The sequence below is a fragment of the Clostridioides sp. ES-S-0048-02 genome (assembly GCF_020658495.1).
Classification (GTDB): Bacteria; Bacillota; Clostridia; order Peptostreptococcales; family Peptostreptococcaceae; genus Clostridioides.
Genome location: NZ_JACVWH010000009.1, coordinates 131,588 through 151,442 on the forward strand (window position 1 = coordinate 131,588; position 19,855 = coordinate 151,442).

A 19,855-nucleotide genomic window follows, 5' to 3' on the forward strand; every position below is an offset into this window, starting at 1 on the left:
TCTTAGAAAGAGGATTAAGATGAGAAATATAAAAATGATAGTAGCATATGATGGTTCAAGATACAAAGGTTATCAAAAATTAGGCGATAATGACATGACTATACAAGAAAAGCTTGAGTCTGTCTTAAGTAAAATGGCCAATGAAACTATTGAGATAATTGGTTCTGGGAGAACTGATATGGGAGCACATGCAAGAGGTCAAGTTATAAACTTTAAAACAAATTGTATGGATTCAGTAGATAAAATTCAAAAATATCTATATGAATATTTGCCAGAGGATATAGTTGTAAAAACTGTTGAGGAAGTTGATGAAAGATTTCATTCAAGATACAATGTAAAATCAAAAACTTATTTATATAAGATTGATAATAATAAATATCACAGTCCTTTTATGAGAAAGTATGCTGCACACATAAGTAAAAAATTAGATTTAGATAGAATGAGAAAAGCAAGTGAGTATTTAATAGGAGAACATGATTTTACTAGCTTTGCTTCTTCTAAGTCTAAGAAAAAATCTAATGTAAGAGAAATTTACTCAATAAATATAAAAGAAAATGATGATATTGTAGAAATATATATAGAGGGAAATGGATTTTTATATAATATGGTAAGAATAATAGTAGGAGCATTAATAGATGTTGGCCTTAAAAGAAAAGCACCACAAGATGTTAAGCATATGCTTGAGTCGAAAGACAGAAGTAAGTCATCAGACACCGCACCAGCTAAAGGACTATGCCTTTGGAAAGTAAAATATGAGTAAGCTTAAAGAGAAAATATTTTAAAAAGAAAATAAATTATATAGTTGACATAAATGGAAAAATAAACTATTATATATTCTATAAGAGATGTCTAAAAAATTTGATATTTAAATCCGATGAAAAAGAGAGTAACTTTTATGTATTTTATAGAGAGCTGAGGATGGTGGAAGCTTAGCAAATAAGTATTAGTGAAAAGAACTTTGGAGGATGCTAATTGAATTTAGTATGTTAGTAGGTAATCTCGCCTTAAGAGAAAGAGTGGATAAGTTTATCTTATCAATTAGAGTGGTAACGCGGATATATTTCGTCTCTTGGTTTTTCCAAGAGGCGTTTTTTAATATATTTATTTACTAATATGTATTTAGTAGTTATACATTTACTGATTGATTATCTAAGTTTATCAATAAGAGTGGTACCGCGGATATTTCGCCTCTTAGTATTTAAAAATACTGAGGGGTTTTTTTAGTATTAAAATGATTTTATAAGAATCTATATTTTTAAAGTCATTAAATATTAAGAGTTTCTATTAAAAAATAAAAAATATAAAATTATAATTTAAAATTGGGAGGAATTAACAATGAAGGAAAAAGTAGTATTAGCATATTCAGGAGGACTTGATACATCAATTATAATACCTTGGTTAAAGGAAAATTATGAAGATATAGAAGTTATAGCTGTTTGTGGAAATGTAGGTCAAGAAGATAAAATGGAAGATGTTTATGAAAAAGCTTTACAAAGTGGAGCATCAAAAGCCTATGTAGATGATATAAGTGAAGAGTTTGTGACGGAAACTATATTTAAAGCTGTAAAAGCAGAAGCAAAATATGAAGGAAAATACTTATTAGGAACTTCTTTAGCAAGACCTATAATAGCTAAAAAATTAGTTGAAGTTGCTCATAAAGAAGGAGCAAAATATATATGCCATGGATGTACAGGAAAAGGTAATGACCAAGTTAGATTTGAAGCTACAATTGCAGCCCTTGACCCAACTATAAAAGTTATAGCTCCTTGGAGAATATGGGATATAAAATCAAGAGAAGATGCTATAGATTATGCTGAGAAACACAACATAAAAGTAACAGCAACTAAAGCTAAAATATATTCAGTAGATGCTAACCTTTGGCATGTATCAACAGAAGGTGGAGACATAGAACATTTACAAAATGAACATAAAAAGGATGTATATAAACAATGTGTAGACCCTGAGGATGCATGTGATGTAGCTGAATATGTAGAGGTTTATTTTGAAAAAGGTGAGCCTAAAAAGATAAATGGTGAAGAATTATCTCCAGTGGCATTAATTCATAAATTAAATGAGTTAGGTTGTAAGCATGGAATTGGAGTTATAGATATAGTTGAGAATAGACTTGTTGGTATGAAATCAAGAGGTATATATGAAACTCCAGGAGGAACAATTCTTTATGAAGCACACAATATTTTAGAAAGTGCTACTTTAGATAAAGACACACTACACTTTAAGCAAATGATATCTTACAAATATGGAGAGCTTATTTATAATGGATTATGGTACTGTAAATTAAGAGAATCTATAGATGCATTTATGGAACAAACTCAAGATAATGTTACAGGGACAGTAAAAGTTAAACTTTACAAAGGTAATATAAAACCTGCTGGAATATTTACTGAAAATGCACTTTATGATGAAGGAATATCTTCTTTTGGAGATAGTGAACTTTATGACCATAAAGATGCAGAAGGATTTATTAATTTATTTACTTTACCACTAAAAATTAGAGCTATGAAGGCTGGGAAATAATAGAATATAGTAAATTAAAATTATTAGAGTATATAAGAAACGTTTTTTAGTTTTTTATATACTCTTTTTTATATAAAATTATTATATTATTTGTAATAATTTATTTGATTACAATACAAGAAATTTTAAAACTTATTTTTCTCAAGATTTTCTACTTATTTACAAGCATTAAAAGTCTAATTTTATTATAAGTTACACAATATGAATACTTATTTTTGAATTTTGCCATTGACTCTCACATTATAGGAGGGTTTATACTAGGTTTAATTAAAAATATACATGAAAAAGCTACTAATCGTAGAAGGCAATAACCATATCATTTGAAATTATAAAGATATAATTTATGAAAACACTATTAATTCCATAATGAAATTATTTATAAATGGAGGTAAATTAAATGAGGAAAATAATTGAAATAAAGCACCATTTACATGATTATGAATGTATGTGGAATGGTATAGAAGATATATATATGAATAAAATGGGTGAATCTCTGCCAAATGATTTTTTCTTTTTATTATCAGGTTTTGGCTCGTTTTGTTATCTAAAAACAAATAAAAAAGAATTAAAGAGAATGGTTGCTTTGGGGGATGGAAGAACCAAAAAAATGTATGAATTTTTAGCACCTATTGTTGGTTTTGAATATAAACACTATGAGTTTAAAAAGTATGAACAAGCTTTAAAAAAAGCAAAATCAGAAATTGATTCTGGTTATCCAGTTGTTTTAGGAGCCTTAGATATGTATTATCTGCCATATTATGAAAAATTATATCATAAAGAGCATATTCCTTTTCATTATGTGCTTATGGTAGGGTATGATGATATAGAAGAAAGAATATATTTATATGATTGTGGGATAACTGATTTAATCTCTATTTCTTATGATGAACTATGTGAATGTATGAATTGTAGTTATCCTGGATTAAGCAAAGCGAATACAATTTGTACAGTTAGAATGAATAGTTCAAAGAATAAATATCAGATTGCTCAAGAAGCACTCGCTATAAAGCGTGATATGTTTTTAAATCCACCTACAGGGTTTTTAGGATATAAAGGTTTTGAAAAGTTTATCAAAGAATTGTCACAATGGAAACATGAACTGGAAAAAGATGACTATGATAGGATTTTAGCTAATATGGTTATGTTTTTTGGAACAGTACCAACTATTCCAAATGCAATCAAAGGAATTGAAGAACCAGATAGTGTCGAATTTAAAGGTGGTTTTGATAAAATGAGCAAGATGCTTAAATCTATTGGAACTGAATACAAAAATGACTGTTGGGTACAAGTAGCAGAGATTTTTGAAGAAAGCGCAATTATAATTGAAAAAATATCTAATATAATAATAGATTATTTATTGAATAAGGATGATGAAACTGAAAAACTTCCTTTACTATTTTCCGAAATTTTGAAACAAATGAAATCTGGATACTTAATGTTAGGTATATGAATATAGAACAAGATTTCTTTTTAATAATGTTAGGAAAAAGTATATTAACTAGATAATCAAAATTTAAATATGAAATGAGTTCAAAAAATCAAATTATATATTTATAAAGTGTTGACTCTAACACCACGTTATATTGTAATATGAAAACATAGTTTGAAAATATTAATAAATACTGATAGATATATAAATATTTATTAATATTCGTAGCTGTAAAATAAAATTTTGAGGTGAGGCAATGAGAACAGTAAAACAAGTTTCAGATTTGACAGGAATAAGTGTGCGCACATTACATTACTATGACGAGATAGGTTTATTAAAACCAAGTGAAATTACAGAAGCAGGGTACAGGTTTTATGATGATGAAGCTATTAAAACGCTTCAACAAATTTTATTTTTTAAAGAGCTTGAGATACCTTTAAAAGAAGTTAAAGATATAATGTTAAGCCCATACTTTGATAAAATGCATGCTCTAAAAAGTCAAAGAAAGCTACTTATTATAAAACGTAAAAGATTGGATAGTCTAATAGAAATTATAGACAAAACGTTAAAAGGAGAAAATGTAGTAAACTTCAAAGAATTTGATATGAGTGAATATTTTAAAGTATTAGAGGAATTTAAAATAGAGCATGAAGATAAAGTAATTAAAATTTATGGTAGTGTAGAGAAATATAATGAACATATTGAGAAGTTTAAATCTAAAGAAGATGAAATTGCTAAAATGGCTATAAAAATATATGGAAGTATTGAGAAATATTCTGAGGCTATAAAGAAAAATTTTAATAGTGATATATTGACTTTAGCAGAACAATTTGATGAATTTAAAAAAGACTGTTTGGAAGATAATCATCCAAAATTAAGTGAACTATATAAAATACTTGTAGCAGATTTAAATAAAAATCCTTTATCAAAGGAACTTCAAAAAATTGCTAAAGAGATAACAGATACATCTAAGAAAGATTATGAACTTTTTAATATGGAGTATGGAGATGATAATTGGTATAGCATGGTGCAAAATTATTTACTAAATCCTATATGGATAAAAGAAGTTGATAAAAAGTATGGTAATGGAGCGTGTAAATTTATTGGAGAAGTTTTGAAGAGTTATTTAGGTAATAAACAACCCAAAATAAACATATTATATGAAAAGCTTGTGGCAGACTTAAGTAAAAATCCTTCTTCAGAAGAGATTCAAGATATTGTTGGAGATATAGTATATGAAACTAACCGAATGAATGAATTTTACAAGATAGATGAAGGAGAGAATTATTTAGATTATTTGTCAGAACTTTATTTACAAAATTCTAGCTATATACAGGTGACTGATAAGAAATATGGTAAAGGAGCATCCAAATTCATTGGAGAAGCTCTAAAAATTTATTCTTATAGTAGTAAATTGTAAATAAACAAATAAGGATATAGAATCATTACTTTATCTATATCCTTATTTGTGACTGTTAAAATATATAATTTATATCAAACTTAACACTTTCAACAATATTTCCTAAATATGTTTTTATGCTTTCAACTTCTTCTAAGGATTTTAATTTATTTTCAGTATAAATTGCTTTATCAAGAATATTAAATTTTAGACCTATTTCGTCAAAGTATTCATGATTTAAAACTTTATACCAATGATTTCTTTCTTTAGACCATCTAGTAGATATAGAATCAGCTTCTTTTTGAGCTTTTTCCCATTCTTCATTTTCTATAGATTTCTCTAATATAGACATATTGTTTTTGTAATCTTCCGTAAAATCATATAGTTTATTATTAACATAAAATCCAAATAGCATAAATAAAACAGCCCATAGTATAACAAATGTTGTAGATTTCAATATTAATCACCCTTCTTATTTTGAATAAATATTTTGTCATTTTCATCTAAAACACAAATAAGAACATCTTTAAAAGTTTCTATGTGGTTAGACTTTAAGATACCCATTAACCAGTTAGTATCTTTTTCAGCCATATCAAGATTTTTATTTATTATTTTACCATCCAAAATAAGTGGAATTGGTAAATGGTTAAAAGCTCTTGGAGGAGTACTATTATAACTTGATGCTGGAACCACACTTAAATTACCATCAGTCTCTAAAATAGCATATTGTACATCTTTTATGTTGAAGTAACCTTGAATTCTCAATTGTTCTAACAACTCATCTATACTAACTCTTTCTTTTTTAAGTTCATTATATACAATCTTTCCTTTGTCAATTAAGACAGAAGGTTTACCTGATAAAAATGAACTTAATTTTCTGCTTTTTAAGGATAAAAATGAAATTAGAGTCTGCATAATTACAAGGCCAGTTATTGCTGCAACACCATTTATAATTGGTATATTATTATTTTCCATTGGGACGGATGCAACTTCTGCAATTAAAAGTGTTATGACCAAATCAAAACAGTTCATTTCAGCGATTTCACCTTTTCCCATGACTCTAAGTGCAATCAACACTGTTATGTATAATATAATACTTCTTATTAATACCACTGTCATATCTATCAATTACTCCTTTAAAAAATATTTATACTAAGTTAGTATATCCTATATAAAAAAAATAATTCAGATTATAAAAAATACCTTAAACAATTGAATTCAATCATTTAAGGTACTCTTGATAATCTCAATATTAAATTTTTTATGGATTTTCTATTACTTTTATTTATCTTAACTACAGATTCAACAAAATTATTTTTATCACCTAATTTCAATACAAAATCAGGATATTCTTCAAATTCATTGAGCTTTATTAATTTAAAAGAAGAAGATAAGTTTTTGAAGTTGATAATTTTAGAATTATTTACTAATACACTTCTTTTTTTAAAATAAATGTCTTTTTTACTTATATTTAATATATTGAATATTTGTTTAAGATACATTATTATATCTTCTGGAGTCTTATCAAATTTAAGTTCAAAATTTTCATCCTCAAAATAGGGAATATAATATAAAGGATTTTTAATAGGAGGCAGTTTATTGTATAATTCTTCAAGTGTATTAGTATCTTTAGGATAGTTAAGGTAAAAGCATTTACATACATTCATTAAATCCAGAGCATCTGAAAGTGAATTATGTTTAATTTCTCCCTCTACAGAAAAAATCTTTTTCATATTTAGTAAAGATAGTTGCTTAGATAAGACTCTATTTTTATATGTAATATGCTGAGATATAAAAGGTTGAATATCAATCATCATATTGAATAACTCTAAGCATGTACCCGCATATTTATATACTCTAAAGGAATTTAGAAGACCAGCAATATCAAAATCACCCCAATTATATATTGTAACATCGCTAAATTTTTTAAACCATTTGAAAAAATCATCCATAACATATAAAAGATTAGGAGCATTATTAATTTCTAACTGGTTTAATTTAGTGAGTTTTTTACACTTAAATGAAAGTATTTCATTGTATTTTGGTTTAACTAAAGAATAATAATCATCAACTATATTAAAGTCATTATCTACCAAAACACAACCTATTGAAATCAATTCAGCTCCACTATATTCTAGCTTGTATTTATTATCATCTAATATATTAAATTCAAAGTCTATAAATAACTTGTATTTCATAAATTAAAAGCACATCCTCATAGATATTTATTTAATGAGATTAAGCGTCATAAGAATCAATTGATATAATGATTCTGAACATCAAAGGCTCATTACAACTTTTATTTATTTCGTAATTTAAATCAAAGGAATCTTTTAAGATAGAATTTATAAGTATTCTTTCCCAACCTATTTTTAGATTAACTTTAGCTTCTAACAATTTAGTTTCTATCTTTTTAAATATTTCTATATTCGCGGGTATTATACTGAGTTCAATATTACTTTTAAATGGGTTAGATTTTAAATCAGTTATAAGAATGTTCTTTAATTCTTCTGTAAGTTCAGAGATTAAATTATTGCCTATATATTCTTTAATTATTTCTTCTCTAATTTCTCTTAAATTTAGCAACATTAACACCTACTACTTGTATTATAATATGCAAAGTATAGTAAAATTTGATTAAGTTTTTTTATTATACTTGCAATAGTAGCTTTTTCCTTTCTGTTTATTTTTATATGATTAATCCATATTAGAAAACTACTAATATGCTTATAAAGAATAGTTTGTTGTATGTTAAAAATAAAAACTGTTAGTCTTTCAGAGAATAAAAGCTATGTAAAAGTGAAGATTATAAAATAGAATCATAAATATAAGATGTTTTATTCTCTGAATTTTTTGGTACTAAATTCTTAATTTATTATTTGCCAATTCCTTTTTCTGATAATTTTTCTAGCATATCCTTAGTCATTTTATCTAAATCATAATTAGTTTTAAAACTCCATTCATTTACAGCACTGCTACTATCTAATGAATTAGGCCAAGAATCAGCTATACTTTGTCTTACAGGGTCTACATCATACTCTATTGTAAAATCGGGTATGTATTTTTTTATAGAATCAGCTATTTCTTCAGGAGCAAAACTCATAGCAGTGATATTAAAAGCATTTCTATGAATAAGTTTTTCAGCTGGAGCTTCTATTAAATCTACTATAGATTGAAGAGCATCAGGCATGTACATCATATCCATTTTTGTACCTTCTGCTATGTAAGACTTATATTTTTTATTTTTTAATGCTTCATAATATATGTCAACTGCATAGTCTGTAGTTCCACCACCAGGAGGAGTAACGTAAGAAATAAGACCAGGAAATCTAACTCCTCTAGTATCCACTCCAAATTTTGAATGATAATAATCACATAGTAATTCACCAGATACTTTAGTTACACCATACATAGTATTAGGTCTTTGTAGTGTATCTTGAGGAGTCATGTTTTTTGGAGAATTTTCACCAAATGCAGCTATTGAACTAGGTGTAAAAAACTTACAATTCAATTCTCTAGCTATTTCAAGACCATTTATCAATCCATCCATATTTAAATTCCAAGCTTCTAAAGGTTTACTTTCTGCAACTGCTGAAAGCAGAGAAGCTAGATGAATTATAGTATCCACATCATATTTTTTTGCGATTTCAAAGAATCGATTTTTATCTGTGACGTCTAATATTTCAAATATACCAGATTCACATACAGGATTTCCTTCTTTTGTTCTTCTTGAGCTAGCAATTACATTTTGTTCTCCATATTCATTTCTTAGCTTGAGTGTTAATTCTGAGCCTATTTGTCCTAATGCACCTGTTATAAGTATTTTTTTCAATTTGCTAACCTCCTTAGAGTTTAATTTGTGTATTATTGCTTATTTTTATTTTAGCAAATCTTTTGTTTAAATACAAAGAATTAAACTACTTAATGCATTACTTAATTTAATAAATTATAATAAATGTTTCAGAGTTTAATGTAATAAATATCAAAATTAAGTATATAGCATATAGGTAAGACATAGTAATAGTAACGTTTATATATATTATTTATGAAATTGTTTTTAAAGATAGGTAAAGTACAAAGAGAGTCAAAGTGGACAGTGGATTAAGTTTAAAAAGTAATATTTATAAGATTACTTTTGTTTAAATTCTAAATTTATTCTAATGTACTTCACATATATCACATATATAAAGTTTAAAATTACTACAAAGATAAGTATTAAATAAGATTAAAAATTAAATTAATTTGTATAAAAGTTTAAAGGAGATAAATTTATATGTTATATAGAGTTGATAGAGATAAAATATCTAATATTGGAATACTGGAATGTGCTACATTAATAAGAAAATTAGCACAAAAAATAGCTAAGGAAAAGGGCATAAAGGAACAAGAAGCATGGAATGATGCTGTTAGTGTATATAAACAAAAGTATAGGTATTTAGTTTAAAGAATAACTTTGATATATCCTTCCCATAAAATCTGAGAATAAAAATTATATGTTTTTATAAGCGTATTTCTTATTAAATTAAATCTTAATGAGGTATAAATATAGAGTATGTGACTAAGTCACAGAAATCAAAGTAAATTTAGGATATAATATTAAGATATAACAAAGATGTTTCTACAAATAAAAAAGTATCATAAGTATTGAACTGAGTATAAATGTTGTTTTTAGTTTAGTTGTAACTTATTGTAGTTTTTTGTTAAACATTGTTTTGTAATATTTGAAGTATTAGACAATCAAATGAATAAAATTATGAATTTTTTGAAGTAAATACAATTCTAAGTTTATAGTCATAATAAATATTATATAAAAAGGTTAATAATATTTTATTTAGACACTATGAGAACACGTAAACTAAAATAAAAATTGAAAGGAAGTATAAAAATGACAAGACCATCAATATATCATAGCCAAGGATACACTTGTGCAGAAGCATTAATAAAATCTTATAATGAAGAACATGAAACAGATATACCAATTTCAATAGGAAGTGGTATGGGAGTTGGAATTACTGTAGGGAGTGTCTGTGGAGCTGTAAATGCAGCAGTTGTTATAATAGGATATTTAAATGGACGAAATAATAACTTAGATGAAAATATGGCAAGAAAGTATTCAAGAGAATTAATGAATAAAGTAAGGGCTAAATACAGTACAGAAATATGTGCTTCATTGAAAAAAAATAAAGTAAGCTGTGGTGAAATAATAAATTTCACATATGATGCCTTAAATGATATACTAGAAGATCAAAAATAATCTTGAAAAATGAGCATTTCCCATTTAGGGGAGTGCTATTTTTTATTAGATAAATAGTATTTTCTTTTAATATAATTTTTAAATCAATTTGATTATATTTTAGCCAATATAATTTAATATAGAAAATATTAATTGACAAGAAAAAATATACTATGCTAAATAAAAATAAATTATTTAACATAAAGAGAGTAGATATAATTATGTCTATAAGATTGTAGAAACTAATAAAAAAATATATTAATTATAAAGAAATATATAAGAAAATAAAAGAGTTAATGAATATAATATAAAGTAAAAAAGTATAAAATTATATAATACTCTTATAAAATAAAGAAAAAATAGAAATTTCCTATAAAATACATAGATTATGACATAATATGGTATAATTAGTAAAAATATAGAGATTGGAGGAATTAATTTGTTTATAGAGGAAGAATTAGAAGGATATATAATAAAATGTAAAATATCTGAAGACTTTAAAGATAGACCTGAATATAGTGATGAAGAATTTTATGTTACAATCTATAAAGATGAAAGTTCTGACTCTGGGTATTATGCTTTGTTAGAAAATAAGGATGAAAAAGTAACATGGGATGGAAAAGTTGTTGCTAATAATATTTTAAATAGACTTTGGGTTGTAGTAGATAAGGTTAGAGCTGGTTAATCATGTAATTATATAGTATTTATGATATTTTAAATAAATTTTCAGATATAGAGGACTAATATGTAATAAATAAGAAAAGTTATTCAATTGTGGAGGGTTAATTAAATGGAATATAGTTATAGTAAGATGCATCTGCAAAAAGGGGATATTGTAGAAGTAAACTTGGAGAAACAAGCTAATGTGATATTATTAGATCATATAAATTATGTTAAATTTAAAAATCAAAGAAACTATGATTATTATGGTGGATTTGCTAAGAAAACTCTATGTAGAATGAAAGTTCCTAATACAGGAACTTGGTATTTGGTTGTAAATGAAAATGGAAATAGTGGTATAGTAAACTTTTCAATTAATACAATTCAAAATTAATTTAATACTAAAAGACTTGGATTAATATCTAGGTCTTTTTATTGTATCATGGTTTATATATAAAATTATCTTAATAAATATTAAAAAGAGTGTTGATATATAATTAGAATAAAATAAGTATACAGTTTTGATAAAGAAAGGATTTATAAAGATGCATTAAAAATTTATCTTTATAAATCCTTTGTGTCTATATCTATCTGGCATATGATTACTATATTATTTTTATATAGATTATTTATATACGCTAAATATACTCTTAAAATTTAAATTAAAAATACTCTTATTAACACTGAGCTCCACCTTTAAGATGTAAAGGAGCATCAAGTATAGCTTGCTTTCTTTCCAATACAGAATCTGATAAAAGCATTTCTATAAATTTATCAACACCAATTCGATCAATCGTAATTCCAAAGCGTTCACCTGTTTTACCTTGTTCTCTAAATAAAAGAAGAGTTTTTTCAATTAAAGTCATAAGTTCTTCTTTTGAAAATAGTTTATCAATTTGTGTTCCAGGGCGAACAGATTTGCCCCATTTTCCTCCTATGTATATTTTGTAGCCAGATTCTTTTTCTTCAATACTATCAAAATTACAACTTTCTATACATTTACCACAGTTATTGCACAAATTATTATCTATTTCAAGCTTTCCTTTATTTGTTAATTTAGCGGCTTTGACAGGACAGACTTCCATAACAGAACATTTTTTGCATCCAACACATATTTCAGGGTCATAATCAGGTACACGTTGACCAACAATTCCAAGGTCATTTAAGTCAGGTTTAATACAATTATTAGGGCATCCACCAACACCGATTTTAAATTTATGAGGTAACTTTACATCGTACCATCCTTTATAAAATTCTTGATGAATTTCAGCAGCTAGTGCTTGTGTATCAATCAATCCATGAACACAAACAGTTCCCTTACATGCTACAACAGGACGAACTCTTGAACCTGTTCCACCTGTGATTAAATTTTCACTGGCAATGAATTCACTTAAAGCTTCAATATCTTCAAATTTTACACCAGGTAATTCTACTGTTAATCTAGTAGTAAATGCTACTTGACCATTTCCAAATTTTTCAGCAGCCTCAGCAATCTTTTTCGTTTGTGAGGTATTGATTACTCCATTTACAGTTATTATACGTGCAGCAAAATGTTCTCCATCTCTACTTGGTAAAAAGCCTCTACCTTTTAATTCCTTTTTTTGTTCTGTTGTAATCTTATTCATAATTAATCCTCCATTGCTTTAAGATTTGGATAAAATAGTATTCCACCTTCAAGGACTTTTGTATTTGTATAACCAAATCGTCTTAAACGATTTTGAGCCATGTAGCTGTTTTTACCTTTTGCACATAGAAGAAGAATCTTTTCATCTTTAGAAAGACCTTCAATTTCTCCATTAATTTCACCAACAGGTAAATAACGTAGGTTAGGAATAGAAGGGGCTTTTGAAACATCAAGTTTAGTCCAGCTATCAAAATCTTCAATTTCATCAAGTAAAACACTATCGAGTTCTCCATCAAGTTTATTTTGTAACACGTTTACTGCCACTACAAAAGGATGAATAGCTGTTGAGAAAGGTGGTGCATATGCAAGGTCCATACTTTCTAATGAATAAAGGTCTGCTCCCAAAGTTATTGCAGTGGCAGCTATATCTACTATCTTATCAGTTGCACCAGGGCCCATAACTTGAACACCTAATAACTTTCTAGTATGTTTTTCAGCAACCATTCTTATTATAAAATTAGATGCATCAGGATAATAGTGAGCCTTATCATCAGTAGCTATAGTAACAGAACAAACATCATAACCTTCTTTTTTAGCTGACTCTTTACTTAAACCTGTTTTTCCTACATTAAGTTCTGGCAATTTGACTACAGTTGTTCCAAGAACTCCTTTATAAGTTTTAGATTTTCCAGCTATATTTTGAGCACAAATTCTACCTTCATGATTTGCAGATGAACCCATAGGTGACCATGTAGGTTTATTTGTCAAAGCATTTTTTACACAAGCACAATCTCCAACTACATATATATTTTCATCAGCTGTAAGCATAAATTCATCAGCTATAAGTGTTTTGTTTGGAGCAAATTCTAAATCTGTATCATTTAAAAAGGCTGTATTAGGATGAATTCCAACTGACATAACCACTAAATCTGTTTTAATAACTCTATTTTTGGTACGAAGTTTTTCTACTTTATTTTCACCTTCAATTCCTATAACTTGGTCGCCTGTGAAAATCATAATACCTTTATCAGCTAGGTGATTTTCAACATATTCAGCGAAATCGGTATCAAATCCAGGCATAACATGTTCGGCCATGTCAATAACACTTACACGTATACCCATAGCAGAAAGATTTTCAGCAATTTCAAGACCAATAAAGCCTCCACCAATGACAACAGCTCTCTTGACTCCATTTTCGACAGTATCTCTTAATGCTATTGCATCATTTGGAGTACGCATGAAGAATACTCCAGATAAATCGATTCCAGGTATTGGTGGTTTTATTGGGTCTGCTCCTGTGGCAATTACAAGTTTATCATAACTAATAGTTTCTTCTTCTCCTGTTGAAATTCTTTTCAAAACTACTTGTTTTGATTTTCTATCAATAGATGTAACTTCAACTCCACATCGAACTTCTGCTCCTGTTAGTTTAGAAAAGCTCTCAGGTGTATTTACAATTAGAGATGATTTATCTTCAATAACCTTACCAACATAATATGGTAAGCCACAGCCTGCATAAGAAATATGTTCGCCTTTATTGAGGATTGTAACAGAACAATTGTCACCCATTTCACGTTTTATTTTTGCAGCAGTTTTTGTTCCAGCAGCAACTCCACCTATAATTAATACTTTCACAATATCACACTCCAATCCTTTTTATAACTCTATGCTAAAATTATAGTTCTTGACAATGTATTTGTAAAATACTAAAATGTTAATAAAATCATAAGTATTTACTAATATTTGGTAAGGTCGTGATAATATGACTATTCGTAGCCTTGAGATATTTGTAAGGGTTGCTGAATGTGGCAAAATGATTGAAGTTGCAAGAAATATGTATATTACACAGTCGTCAGTTAGTCAAGCTATTTCGGAAATAGAAAGAGAGTATGGAGTTAAATTATTTGATAGAATTTCAAAAAAACTATACCTAACTGAAGCAGGAAAAAAGCTTCTAGGATATGGAAAGCATCTTTTATCTATAAATGAAGAGATGATTGATTGTATGAAACATTGTGCTAAAAATATTAGAATAAGAGTTGGAGCAACAGTAACTGTTGGCACTTGTGTGATAAGCCCAATAATATTAGAGTTATATAAAAGAAACCCTTTAGTGGAACCTGAAGTGTTTGTTGAAGATACAAGTCTAATTGTAAAAAAATTACTTAATAGTGAATTAGATATTGCAATTGTAGAAGGAAAGATTAATCATCCAGATATTGTGATAAAAAGCATTATTAAGGACCACCTTGTACTTGTATGTTCCAATAAGCATAAATTTTACAATCGAGATTCAGTAAAAGTTTCAGAACTTTCAAACCAGCCATTAATTATGCGTGAACTGGGAAGTGGAACAAGAGCGCAATTAGAAAATCAATTGAAAGAATTAAAAATACCAATGAATATTAGATGGTCATGTTATAACTCTGAAGCTATTCTAAGAGCAGTTACAGATAATTTTGGTATTGCTGTTATATCTGAACTTCTTGTTGAAGATTACGTAAAGAAAAATCTTTTATGGTCTTGTGATATTGAAGGCATTGACTTATGCAGGACATTTGATATTGCATATCATAAAAATAAGTTTTTTACTGAGAATATAGCATCATTTTTTGATATTTCAGTAGAGTTTGGGAAAAAAGAAATGAGAAAAAAGATTAGGAGGTAGCAACTAAGTATAGTTGTTACCTTCTTTTTCATATCTAAAGTATATTCATAACTACAAAGTTTTGAATTTAGAAGTTGAGTGGTTATTATGTCATATTTATTGTTTTACTATTTTTAATTTGCAGCAACTAACTAAATAAATAACTGCATAAGAGGGCTAATCCATTTATTTTTGTGATGTGCACAGACAGCTGTGATAGTTTTACTACTTAAATCTGTTTTAATTTCACATAAATCTCCTGATTTAATTTCACTTTCTATTGTAAATGTGGGGAGATAAGATATACCCATATCATTTTTTACTAAATTTTTAATTGTTGGTATACTCCAAAGTTCAATTGTATGGTCTAAAGTAATATCCTTTTCTCGTAAATATGTCTCAAATATCTGTCTAAAAATGCAGTTTTTCTCATCTATTATAAATGGTATTTTTAATTGTTGATTGTGTGTAATTCAGTTTGTCTGCCGCTTTTGAAAAGCTACCTTCTTCAACAATAGTCTTAAAAGTTTGCAGATATTTAAGATACATGTTTTCCTCCTAGATAGTTAAATAATTTTAAAGTATAACTTTAAATATTTAATTTAAAGAATTATAATATAAAAGAATTGTAATTACAAGTGTTGAGAGAAATTTTATTATATTTTTTACCTTCTAAAAATAAGAAACTTAATTGTTAAGATATTTGTGAGGTTTGTGTATCCAAAATAATAATATTATTGCAAATAGAGGACTAAACCAAAATGCTAGTAAAGTGTAAAGACTAGTATTTAAAGTATTTTTAGTCGAAACTCTATTACAAGCGATTAATAGTATTATAGACAAAATATGAGCAATAATTTCTAATATGTTTGAACTAAAGTCTTTAAAAAAGACTAAAAAAGAAAAAATATAAGAGATACTCATACATATAAAAAAACAATAATTCAGTATTTTAAATTTTAATAGTTGTTTTTTATTATCATTGATTGTCATAAGTATTCCTAAAATTATAGACAGAATGATAAATGTGTTTGATTCTTGCAAATAAGAAAAGACAGTCATAAATTTATTCTCCTAATATTAACTATAAATTGTAAAAAAATAATCTAAATACCTAATAATTGAATAACCAATGAAATATGTAAATAAATAAAAAAGAAACTTTTTAAATCCATTTAATTTGAAACTTTTTTCTATCTTTTGACAAATGGAATTTATCAGAATGAAAACAAAAATCGCAATTAAAAAAGTTATTAAATACTTTAACATAGGATAATAGTCCATAAATAATTACCTCATAAATTAGTATAACTCTAGAGTAATATGAGTTGTTAATAATAGCAATCAATTTTGCAGAACTGTAAATAAATTGAAATAAATTATTCAAAAGGAAAAGGAGATATGGATTATGGATGAAAATTTAAGTAAAGAAATCAAAATGCTATGAACTATAGAAGTAGAAAAAATAAGATTATTAAATAATTCAGTTATCAATAGTAAGATTATTAATATGTTATATCTCAAAATAAAGGAATTTGAATTACCCATTTTTTCATGAAAAGCTTGAAAATGAGACTATTTAGAAACTATCCTGAGATTTTTTATTGATAATTATGTAAGATAATAATATTGTGGAAATGAAGAATTTTACTATCAAAACTAAATATATACTAGGCTAGAATTAAGAGATTACTCTAGCTTATTGAACTGACTAGGCAGGGTGTGAGGATGCTGTTATTTATTAAAAGAAGCAATGAAGTTAAAGTTAATACCACATAATAAAATTGTATCATTTGAAGATAATTTATCAATAGGTAATATTTCAGATGTAAATAATCAGGAATTAAGAGAAAATAATCCTAAATTATTATTTAACCTAAATTTACTAGAAGATAGAAAATTAGTAAAACATAGAGATATAATAATATGGTATGCAAATAATCCAAGATTTTTCTCTAAAGTCTCAAAGAAATGTTCTGATTTATGTTTAGGTTGTTGTGAAATATTTAGAACTTACATAAAAGATGATACCAATAAGAAGTGGTGTAAAGGTAAAAAATAGATTAAGTCAAAAGGTCATCTTGATAGATGGTCTTTTTTATATAATAAATTAAAAGAAGATGTTAGGGGGATTAAGTTTTTGAACTTATGAAACGAGCAACAAAACTTAATAGGAATTAGCTTTATTCCTTATTGTATGGTATAATATAAAATAGAGATAAGGAAGTGGTTAGTATAGGAATATTAAAAAATGCTGAATTAGTTAGAAAGATAGCACAGAGAATTGCTAGAGAAAAGGGAATAAGAGAGCAAGAGGCATGAAATGATGCTGTTACAGAGTATAAACAAAAACATAGATACTTAGTCTAGAGAATCATCTTGATAGATGGTCTTTTTTTATATAAGAAGTTTGTGTAATAAATTAAAAGTAAATGTAAAAAATATTATACAACTATAATAAGATAAAGTAATGTTTTTAAGGAGAAAAAGATATGCTCAATCAGTTTAATGAATTTCTTGGTAATTATGTAAATATAATTTCTGTAATTGCATCATTTGCAGCAATAGCAGCCTTAATTATATCAATTATGGCTTTTATGGAATCTAATAAACAAGCCAAATTGATATTAAAATATAGAAGAAATAATGAGAATAATATGGCGGGTGATTATTATGAGAATGGTAATGGATATATTAGACTTGATTCAAATAAGTTAGATGATAAAGCTAATATTTATGCTGAAATTCATAGTAATAACTTAGTTGATTTTGTAATAGAAAATAAAAGTACTATTGTTGCAAAAAGCCCCATATTAAGTTTGAAATTTATTAATATGGAAGTAGATATTGGAGAAAATAACAATTTTGAACAGATAAATAAAGAACTTAGATGGCACCCAAAAGATAATACTACAATTCATAAAGGAATAAATTTTAGAATAGAACAATTTAATTTTAAAAATTGTATTATGCTTAAAAAAGAAGCTTATATAGAAGTAGTATTATCAGCTGATAACATGGAAACAAAAGAATTTAGGATACCAATAAAGGCGTATTAAAGAACTCAATAACAGGAGTTCTTTTTTTAATTTAATTAATCTTAGTGGTTCTTATAGAGTTATATATTTCTTCCTAACTAAATAATAAGATACTAGTGTTATAATAGATACTAATATCACTGATATTATTGCAGTATCAAATTTTTTTATTAATAAACCCATTATTATGTATTCTAAACTTATTAAATAGTTAAAAAATAGTTCTAGTTTAATAGCTTTTTCTCTGTCTATATTTCCATATTTCAATTCTAACTTATCTAAATATTTTTTCTTGCAATAATTAGCTTTACCTTTAATTAAGTATCTTATTGTAGTTCCTATTGAGAATATTACTCCTATACTTAAAAGTGTATTGTTCCAAAAATCCATATAGCATTATCTCCTTTATAATATACTCTATTAATGCTTTCTGTTTTGTCTTAAATATAAAAATATTATACGTATTAGAGTACCTATAAGCACTCCAGCAAGTAAAAAAATAAATAGTCTAATTGTATAAAAGCTTATTTCTTTTTTAGAAATAAATTCATAAGATATACATATTAACGCACCAATACAAAACCCTAGTATAGTACGAAAAGAATTCTTTAAAATATCTTTCATAAATAATCACCAACTCATATTATATTTACTTTTCTTAATCAAAGTATATCAGTAACATAAGTATAAAGAGTGTCTAAAATATTACAAATATTAACAAAGCACATAAAACTATAGTATAAATTGTAATAAAATGAATGAAAATTATCATCCTAAAACATAAGATATTTTATGGTGGTATTAGAATGAGAGAAAATTGAGTTGTATTTGTTTGGCTTAGCCGAACAATGCACACAGTAGATTATTTATATTTTCCAATATATGAAAGGTAGGCAATATGGAAACAAACCAATACAATAGACCACTATAACAATTACAATAGGGATAGTTGGCTTGTATTAAAGTATGGTTCAGTGAGTTTCTAACTACAATGCATTATATTGAGAAGCATATAATATTCAGGAAATAAGATATATATTTATTATTATCTTTCAAAACTATAGGAGAAAGAATAATTTAAGGGCGATAAAATGGAAGCATTAGAAGAATGAATAAAAAGTCAGCAAGAATAAGAGGAGTAGATTGAAAGGTAGCACTTAAAATGAGACTGTAAATTAATTTGTGCTTTTAAAGATAATTTCTACTTTATAGCAACAATTATTTATTTACTATTAATATTTCCCAATATATGAATTTTATTCTAATAAATTGTAAAAAATATATACTGGG

20 protein-coding genes, 1 pseudogene and 1 other annotated feature are annotated in these 19,855 nt (G+C 26.4%); of the genes and pseudogenes, 11 read left to right on the forward strand and 10 right to left on the reverse strand.

Annotated features, from left to right (window positions below):
• Positions 1 to 19 precede the first annotated feature (19 nt).
• From truA to IC173_RS13245, 4 genes are all read left to right on the forward strand, one after another.
• A complete protein-coding gene (truA, locus tag IC173_RS13230; protein ID WP_227483137.1) occupies positions 20 to 760 on the forward strand; it encodes a tRNA pseudouridine(38-40) synthase TruA in 741 nt (246 codons plus the stop codon).
• A gap of 105 nt (positions 761 to 865) precedes the next feature.
• Positions 866 to 1,073 (forward strand) — a binding site (T-box leader).
• A gap of 262 nt (positions 1,074 to 1,335) precedes the next feature.
• The gene (locus IC173_RS13235; RefSeq protein WP_227435954.1) at positions 1,336 to 2,535 is read left to right on the forward strand and encodes an argininosuccinate synthase; all 1,200 of its coding nucleotides are present in this window, start codon (positions 1,336 to 1,338) and stop codon (positions 2,533 to 2,535) included.
• Positions 2,536 to 2,932: 397 nt separating this feature from the next.
• Positions 2,933 to 3,985, forward strand: a complete 1,053-nt coding sequence (locus tag IC173_RS13240) for a BtrH N-terminal domain-containing protein (protein WP_227830998.1) — start codon at positions 2,933 to 2,935, stop codon at positions 3,983 to 3,985.
• A 235-nt stretch (positions 3,986 to 4,220) separates the two neighbouring features.
• A complete protein-coding gene (locus IC173_RS13245) occupies positions 4,221 to 5,384 on the forward strand; it encodes a MerR family transcriptional regulator (RefSeq protein WP_227855705.1) in 1,164 nt (387 codons plus the stop codon).
• 55 nt (positions 5,385 to 5,439) lie between these two features.
• Here the strand turns inward: IC173_RS13245 and IC173_RS13250 are convergent, their stop codons facing one another.
• The 5 genes from IC173_RS13250 to IC173_RS13270 form a co-directional block, all read right to left on the reverse strand.
• A complete protein-coding gene (locus tag IC173_RS13250) occupies positions 5,440 to 5,820 on the reverse strand; it encodes a DUF4363 family protein (protein ID WP_227435961.1) in 381 nt (126 codons plus the stop codon).
• A 2-nt stretch (positions 5,821 to 5,822) separates the two neighbouring features.
• Positions 5,823 to 6,482: a DUF421 domain-containing protein gene (locus tag IC173_RS13255; RefSeq protein ID WP_227435963.1), complete on the reverse strand. Its 660-nt coding sequence runs from the start codon at positions 6,480 to 6,482 to the stop codon at positions 5,823 to 5,825.
• Between the two features lie 107 nt (positions 6,483 to 6,589).
• Complete coding sequence (locus IC173_RS13260) at positions 6,590 to 7,561, reverse strand: 3'-5' exonuclease (RefSeq protein ID WP_227823857.1); 972 nt, start codon at positions 7,559 to 7,561, stop codon at positions 6,590 to 6,592.
• Between the two features lie 40 nt (positions 7,562 to 7,601).
• Positions 7,602 to 7,952, reverse strand: a complete 351-nt coding sequence (locus tag IC173_RS13265; RefSeq protein ID WP_227435968.1) for a hypothetical protein — start codon at positions 7,950 to 7,952, stop codon at positions 7,602 to 7,604.
• A 286-nt stretch (positions 7,953 to 8,238) separates the two neighbouring features.
• Complete coding sequence (locus IC173_RS13270; protein WP_227435970.1) at positions 8,239 to 9,195, reverse strand: L-threonine 3-dehydrogenase; 957 nt, start codon at positions 9,193 to 9,195, stop codon at positions 8,239 to 8,241.
• Between the two features lie 441 nt (positions 9,196 to 9,636).
• Here IC173_RS13270 and IC173_RS13275 point away from each other — a divergent pair, with 441 nt between their 5' ends.
• From IC173_RS13275 to IC173_RS13290, 4 genes are all read left to right on the forward strand, one after another.
• Positions 9,637 to 9,807, forward strand: coding sequence for a hypothetical protein (locus IC173_RS13275; RefSeq protein WP_227435972.1), 171 nt, complete (start codon positions 9,637 to 9,639; stop codon positions 9,805 to 9,807).
• A gap of 441 nt (positions 9,808 to 10,248) precedes the next feature.
• Positions 10,249 to 10,617, forward strand: coding sequence for a C-GCAxxG-C-C family (seleno)protein (locus IC173_RS13280; RefSeq protein WP_227435975.1), 369 nt, complete (start codon positions 10,249 to 10,251; stop codon positions 10,615 to 10,617).
• A gap of 418 nt (positions 10,618 to 11,035) precedes the next feature.
• Positions 11,036 to 11,281 (forward strand): hypothetical protein, encoded by a 246-nt coding sequence (locus IC173_RS13285; RefSeq protein ID WP_227435977.1) that lies wholly within the window; start codon positions 11,036 to 11,038, stop codon positions 11,279 to 11,281.
• Positions 11,282 to 11,386: 105 nt separating this feature from the next.
• The gene (locus tag IC173_RS13290) at positions 11,387 to 11,650 is read left to right on the forward strand and encodes a DUF1883 domain-containing protein (protein WP_227435979.1); all 264 of its coding nucleotides are present in this window, start codon (positions 11,387 to 11,389) and stop codon (positions 11,648 to 11,650) included.
• 283 nt (positions 11,651 to 11,933) lie between these two features.
• On the opposite strand, the gene IC173_RS13295 is transcribed toward IC173_RS13290, so the two are convergent.
• Both IC173_RS13295 and IC173_RS13300 read right to left on the reverse strand, forming a co-directional pair.
• Positions 11,934 to 12,881, reverse strand: a complete 948-nt coding sequence (locus IC173_RS13295; protein WP_227483132.1) for a 4Fe-4S dicluster domain-containing protein — start codon at positions 12,879 to 12,881, stop codon at positions 11,934 to 11,936.
• A gap of 2 nt (positions 12,882 to 12,883) precedes the next feature.
• A complete protein-coding gene (locus tag IC173_RS13300) occupies positions 12,884 to 14,515 on the reverse strand; it encodes an FAD-dependent oxidoreductase (protein ID WP_227483131.1) in 1,632 nt (543 codons plus the stop codon).
• Between the two features lie 127 nt (positions 14,516 to 14,642).
• Between IC173_RS13300 and IC173_RS13305 the strand changes: the two genes are divergently transcribed.
• Positions 14,643 to 15,548 carry a LysR family transcriptional regulator gene (locus IC173_RS13305; protein ID WP_227855706.1) on the forward strand — a complete coding sequence of 302 codons (906 nt, stop codon included), beginning with the start codon at positions 14,643 to 14,645 and terminating at the stop codon, positions 15,546 to 15,548.
• 131 nt (positions 15,549 to 15,679) lie between these two features.
• Here IC173_RS13305 and IC173_RS13310 read toward each other — a convergent pair whose 3' ends face one another.
• Both IC173_RS13310 and IC173_RS21005 read right to left on the reverse strand, forming a co-directional pair.
• Positions 15,680 to 16,000, reverse strand: coding sequence for a LysR family transcriptional regulator substrate-binding protein (locus IC173_RS13310; RefSeq protein WP_413927322.1), 321 nt, complete (start codon positions 15,998 to 16,000; stop codon positions 15,680 to 15,682).
• A complete protein-coding gene (locus IC173_RS21005; RefSeq protein ID WP_227855707.1) occupies positions 15,957 to 16,076 on the reverse strand; it encodes a helix-turn-helix domain-containing protein in 120 nt (39 codons plus the stop codon). Before IC173_RS21005 ends, IC173_RS13310 begins: the two co-directional genes overlap by 44 nt.
• Positions 16,077 to 17,277: 1,201 nt before the next feature.
• Between IC173_RS21005 and IC173_RS13320 the strand changes: the two are divergent.
• Positions 17,278 to 17,589 (forward strand): annotated as a pseudogene (locus tag IC173_RS13320) (DUF1835 domain-containing protein); the annotation flags it as partial.
• Positions 17,590 to 18,019: 430 nt separating this feature from the next.
• The gene (locus tag IC173_RS13325) at positions 18,020 to 18,586 is read left to right on the forward strand and encodes a hypothetical protein (protein ID WP_227435989.1); all 567 of its coding nucleotides are present in this window, start codon (positions 18,020 to 18,022) and stop codon (positions 18,584 to 18,586) included.
• Between the two features lie 51 nt (positions 18,587 to 18,637).
• On the opposite strand, the gene IC173_RS13330 is transcribed toward IC173_RS13325, so the two are convergent.
• Positions 18,638 to 18,955 carry a hypothetical protein gene (locus tag IC173_RS13330; RefSeq protein WP_227435991.1) on the reverse strand — a complete coding sequence of 106 codons (318 nt, stop codon included), beginning with the start codon at positions 18,953 to 18,955 and terminating at the stop codon, positions 18,638 to 18,640.
• Positions 18,956 to 19,855 lie beyond the last annotated feature (900 nt).

Coding starts and splice junctions, on each gene's coding strand:
- truA (WP_227483137.1), top strand. CDS start 20: ATGAGAAATATAAAAATGATAGTAGCATATGATGGTTCAAGATACAAA.
- IC173_RS13330 (WP_227435991.1), bottom strand. CDS start 18,955: ATGGATTTTTGGAACAATACACTTTTAAGTATAGGAGTAATATTCTCA.
- IC173_RS13290 (WP_227435979.1), top strand. CDS start 11,387: ATGGAATATAGTTATAGTAAGATGCATCTGCAAAAAGGGGATATTGTA.
- IC173_RS13240 (WP_227830998.1), top strand. CDS start 2,933: ATGAGGAAAATAATTGAAATAAAGCACCATTTACATGATTATGAATGT.
- IC173_RS13235 (WP_227435954.1), top strand. CDS start 1,336: ATGAAGGAAAAAGTAGTATTAGCATATTCAGGAGGACTTGATACATCA.
- IC173_RS13275 (WP_227435972.1), top strand. CDS start 9,637: ATGTTATATAGAGTTGATAGAGATAAAATATCTAATATTGGAATACTG.
- IC173_RS13245 (WP_227855705.1), top strand. CDS start 4,221: ATGAGAACAGTAAAACAAGTTTCAGATTTGACAGGAATAAGTGTGCGC.
- IC173_RS21005 (WP_227855707.1), bottom strand. CDS start 16,076: ATGTATCTTAAATATCTGCAAACTTTTAAGACTATTGTTGAAGAAGGT.
- IC173_RS13265 (WP_227435968.1), bottom strand. CDS start 7,952: ATGTTGCTAAATTTAAGAGAAATTAGAGAAGAAATAATTAAAGAATAT.
- IC173_RS13280 (WP_227435975.1), top strand. CDS start 10,249: ATGACAAGACCATCAATATATCATAGCCAAGGATACACTTGTGCAGAA.
- IC173_RS13260 (WP_227823857.1), bottom strand. CDS start 7,561: ATGAAATACAAGTTATTTATAGACTTTGAATTTAATATATTAGATGAT.
- IC173_RS13295 (WP_227483132.1), bottom strand. CDS start 12,881: ATGAATAAGATTACAACAGAACAAAAAAAGGAATTAAAAGGTAGAGGC.
- IC173_RS13325 (WP_227435989.1), top strand. CDS start 18,020: ATGCTCAATCAGTTTAATGAATTTCTTGGTAATTATGTAAATATAATT.
- IC173_RS13255 (WP_227435963.1), bottom strand. CDS start 6,482: ATGACAGTGGTATTAATAAGAAGTATTATATTATACATAACAGTGTTG.
- IC173_RS13305 (WP_227855706.1), top strand. CDS start 14,643: ATGACTATTCGTAGCCTTGAGATATTTGTAAGGGTTGCTGAATGTGGC.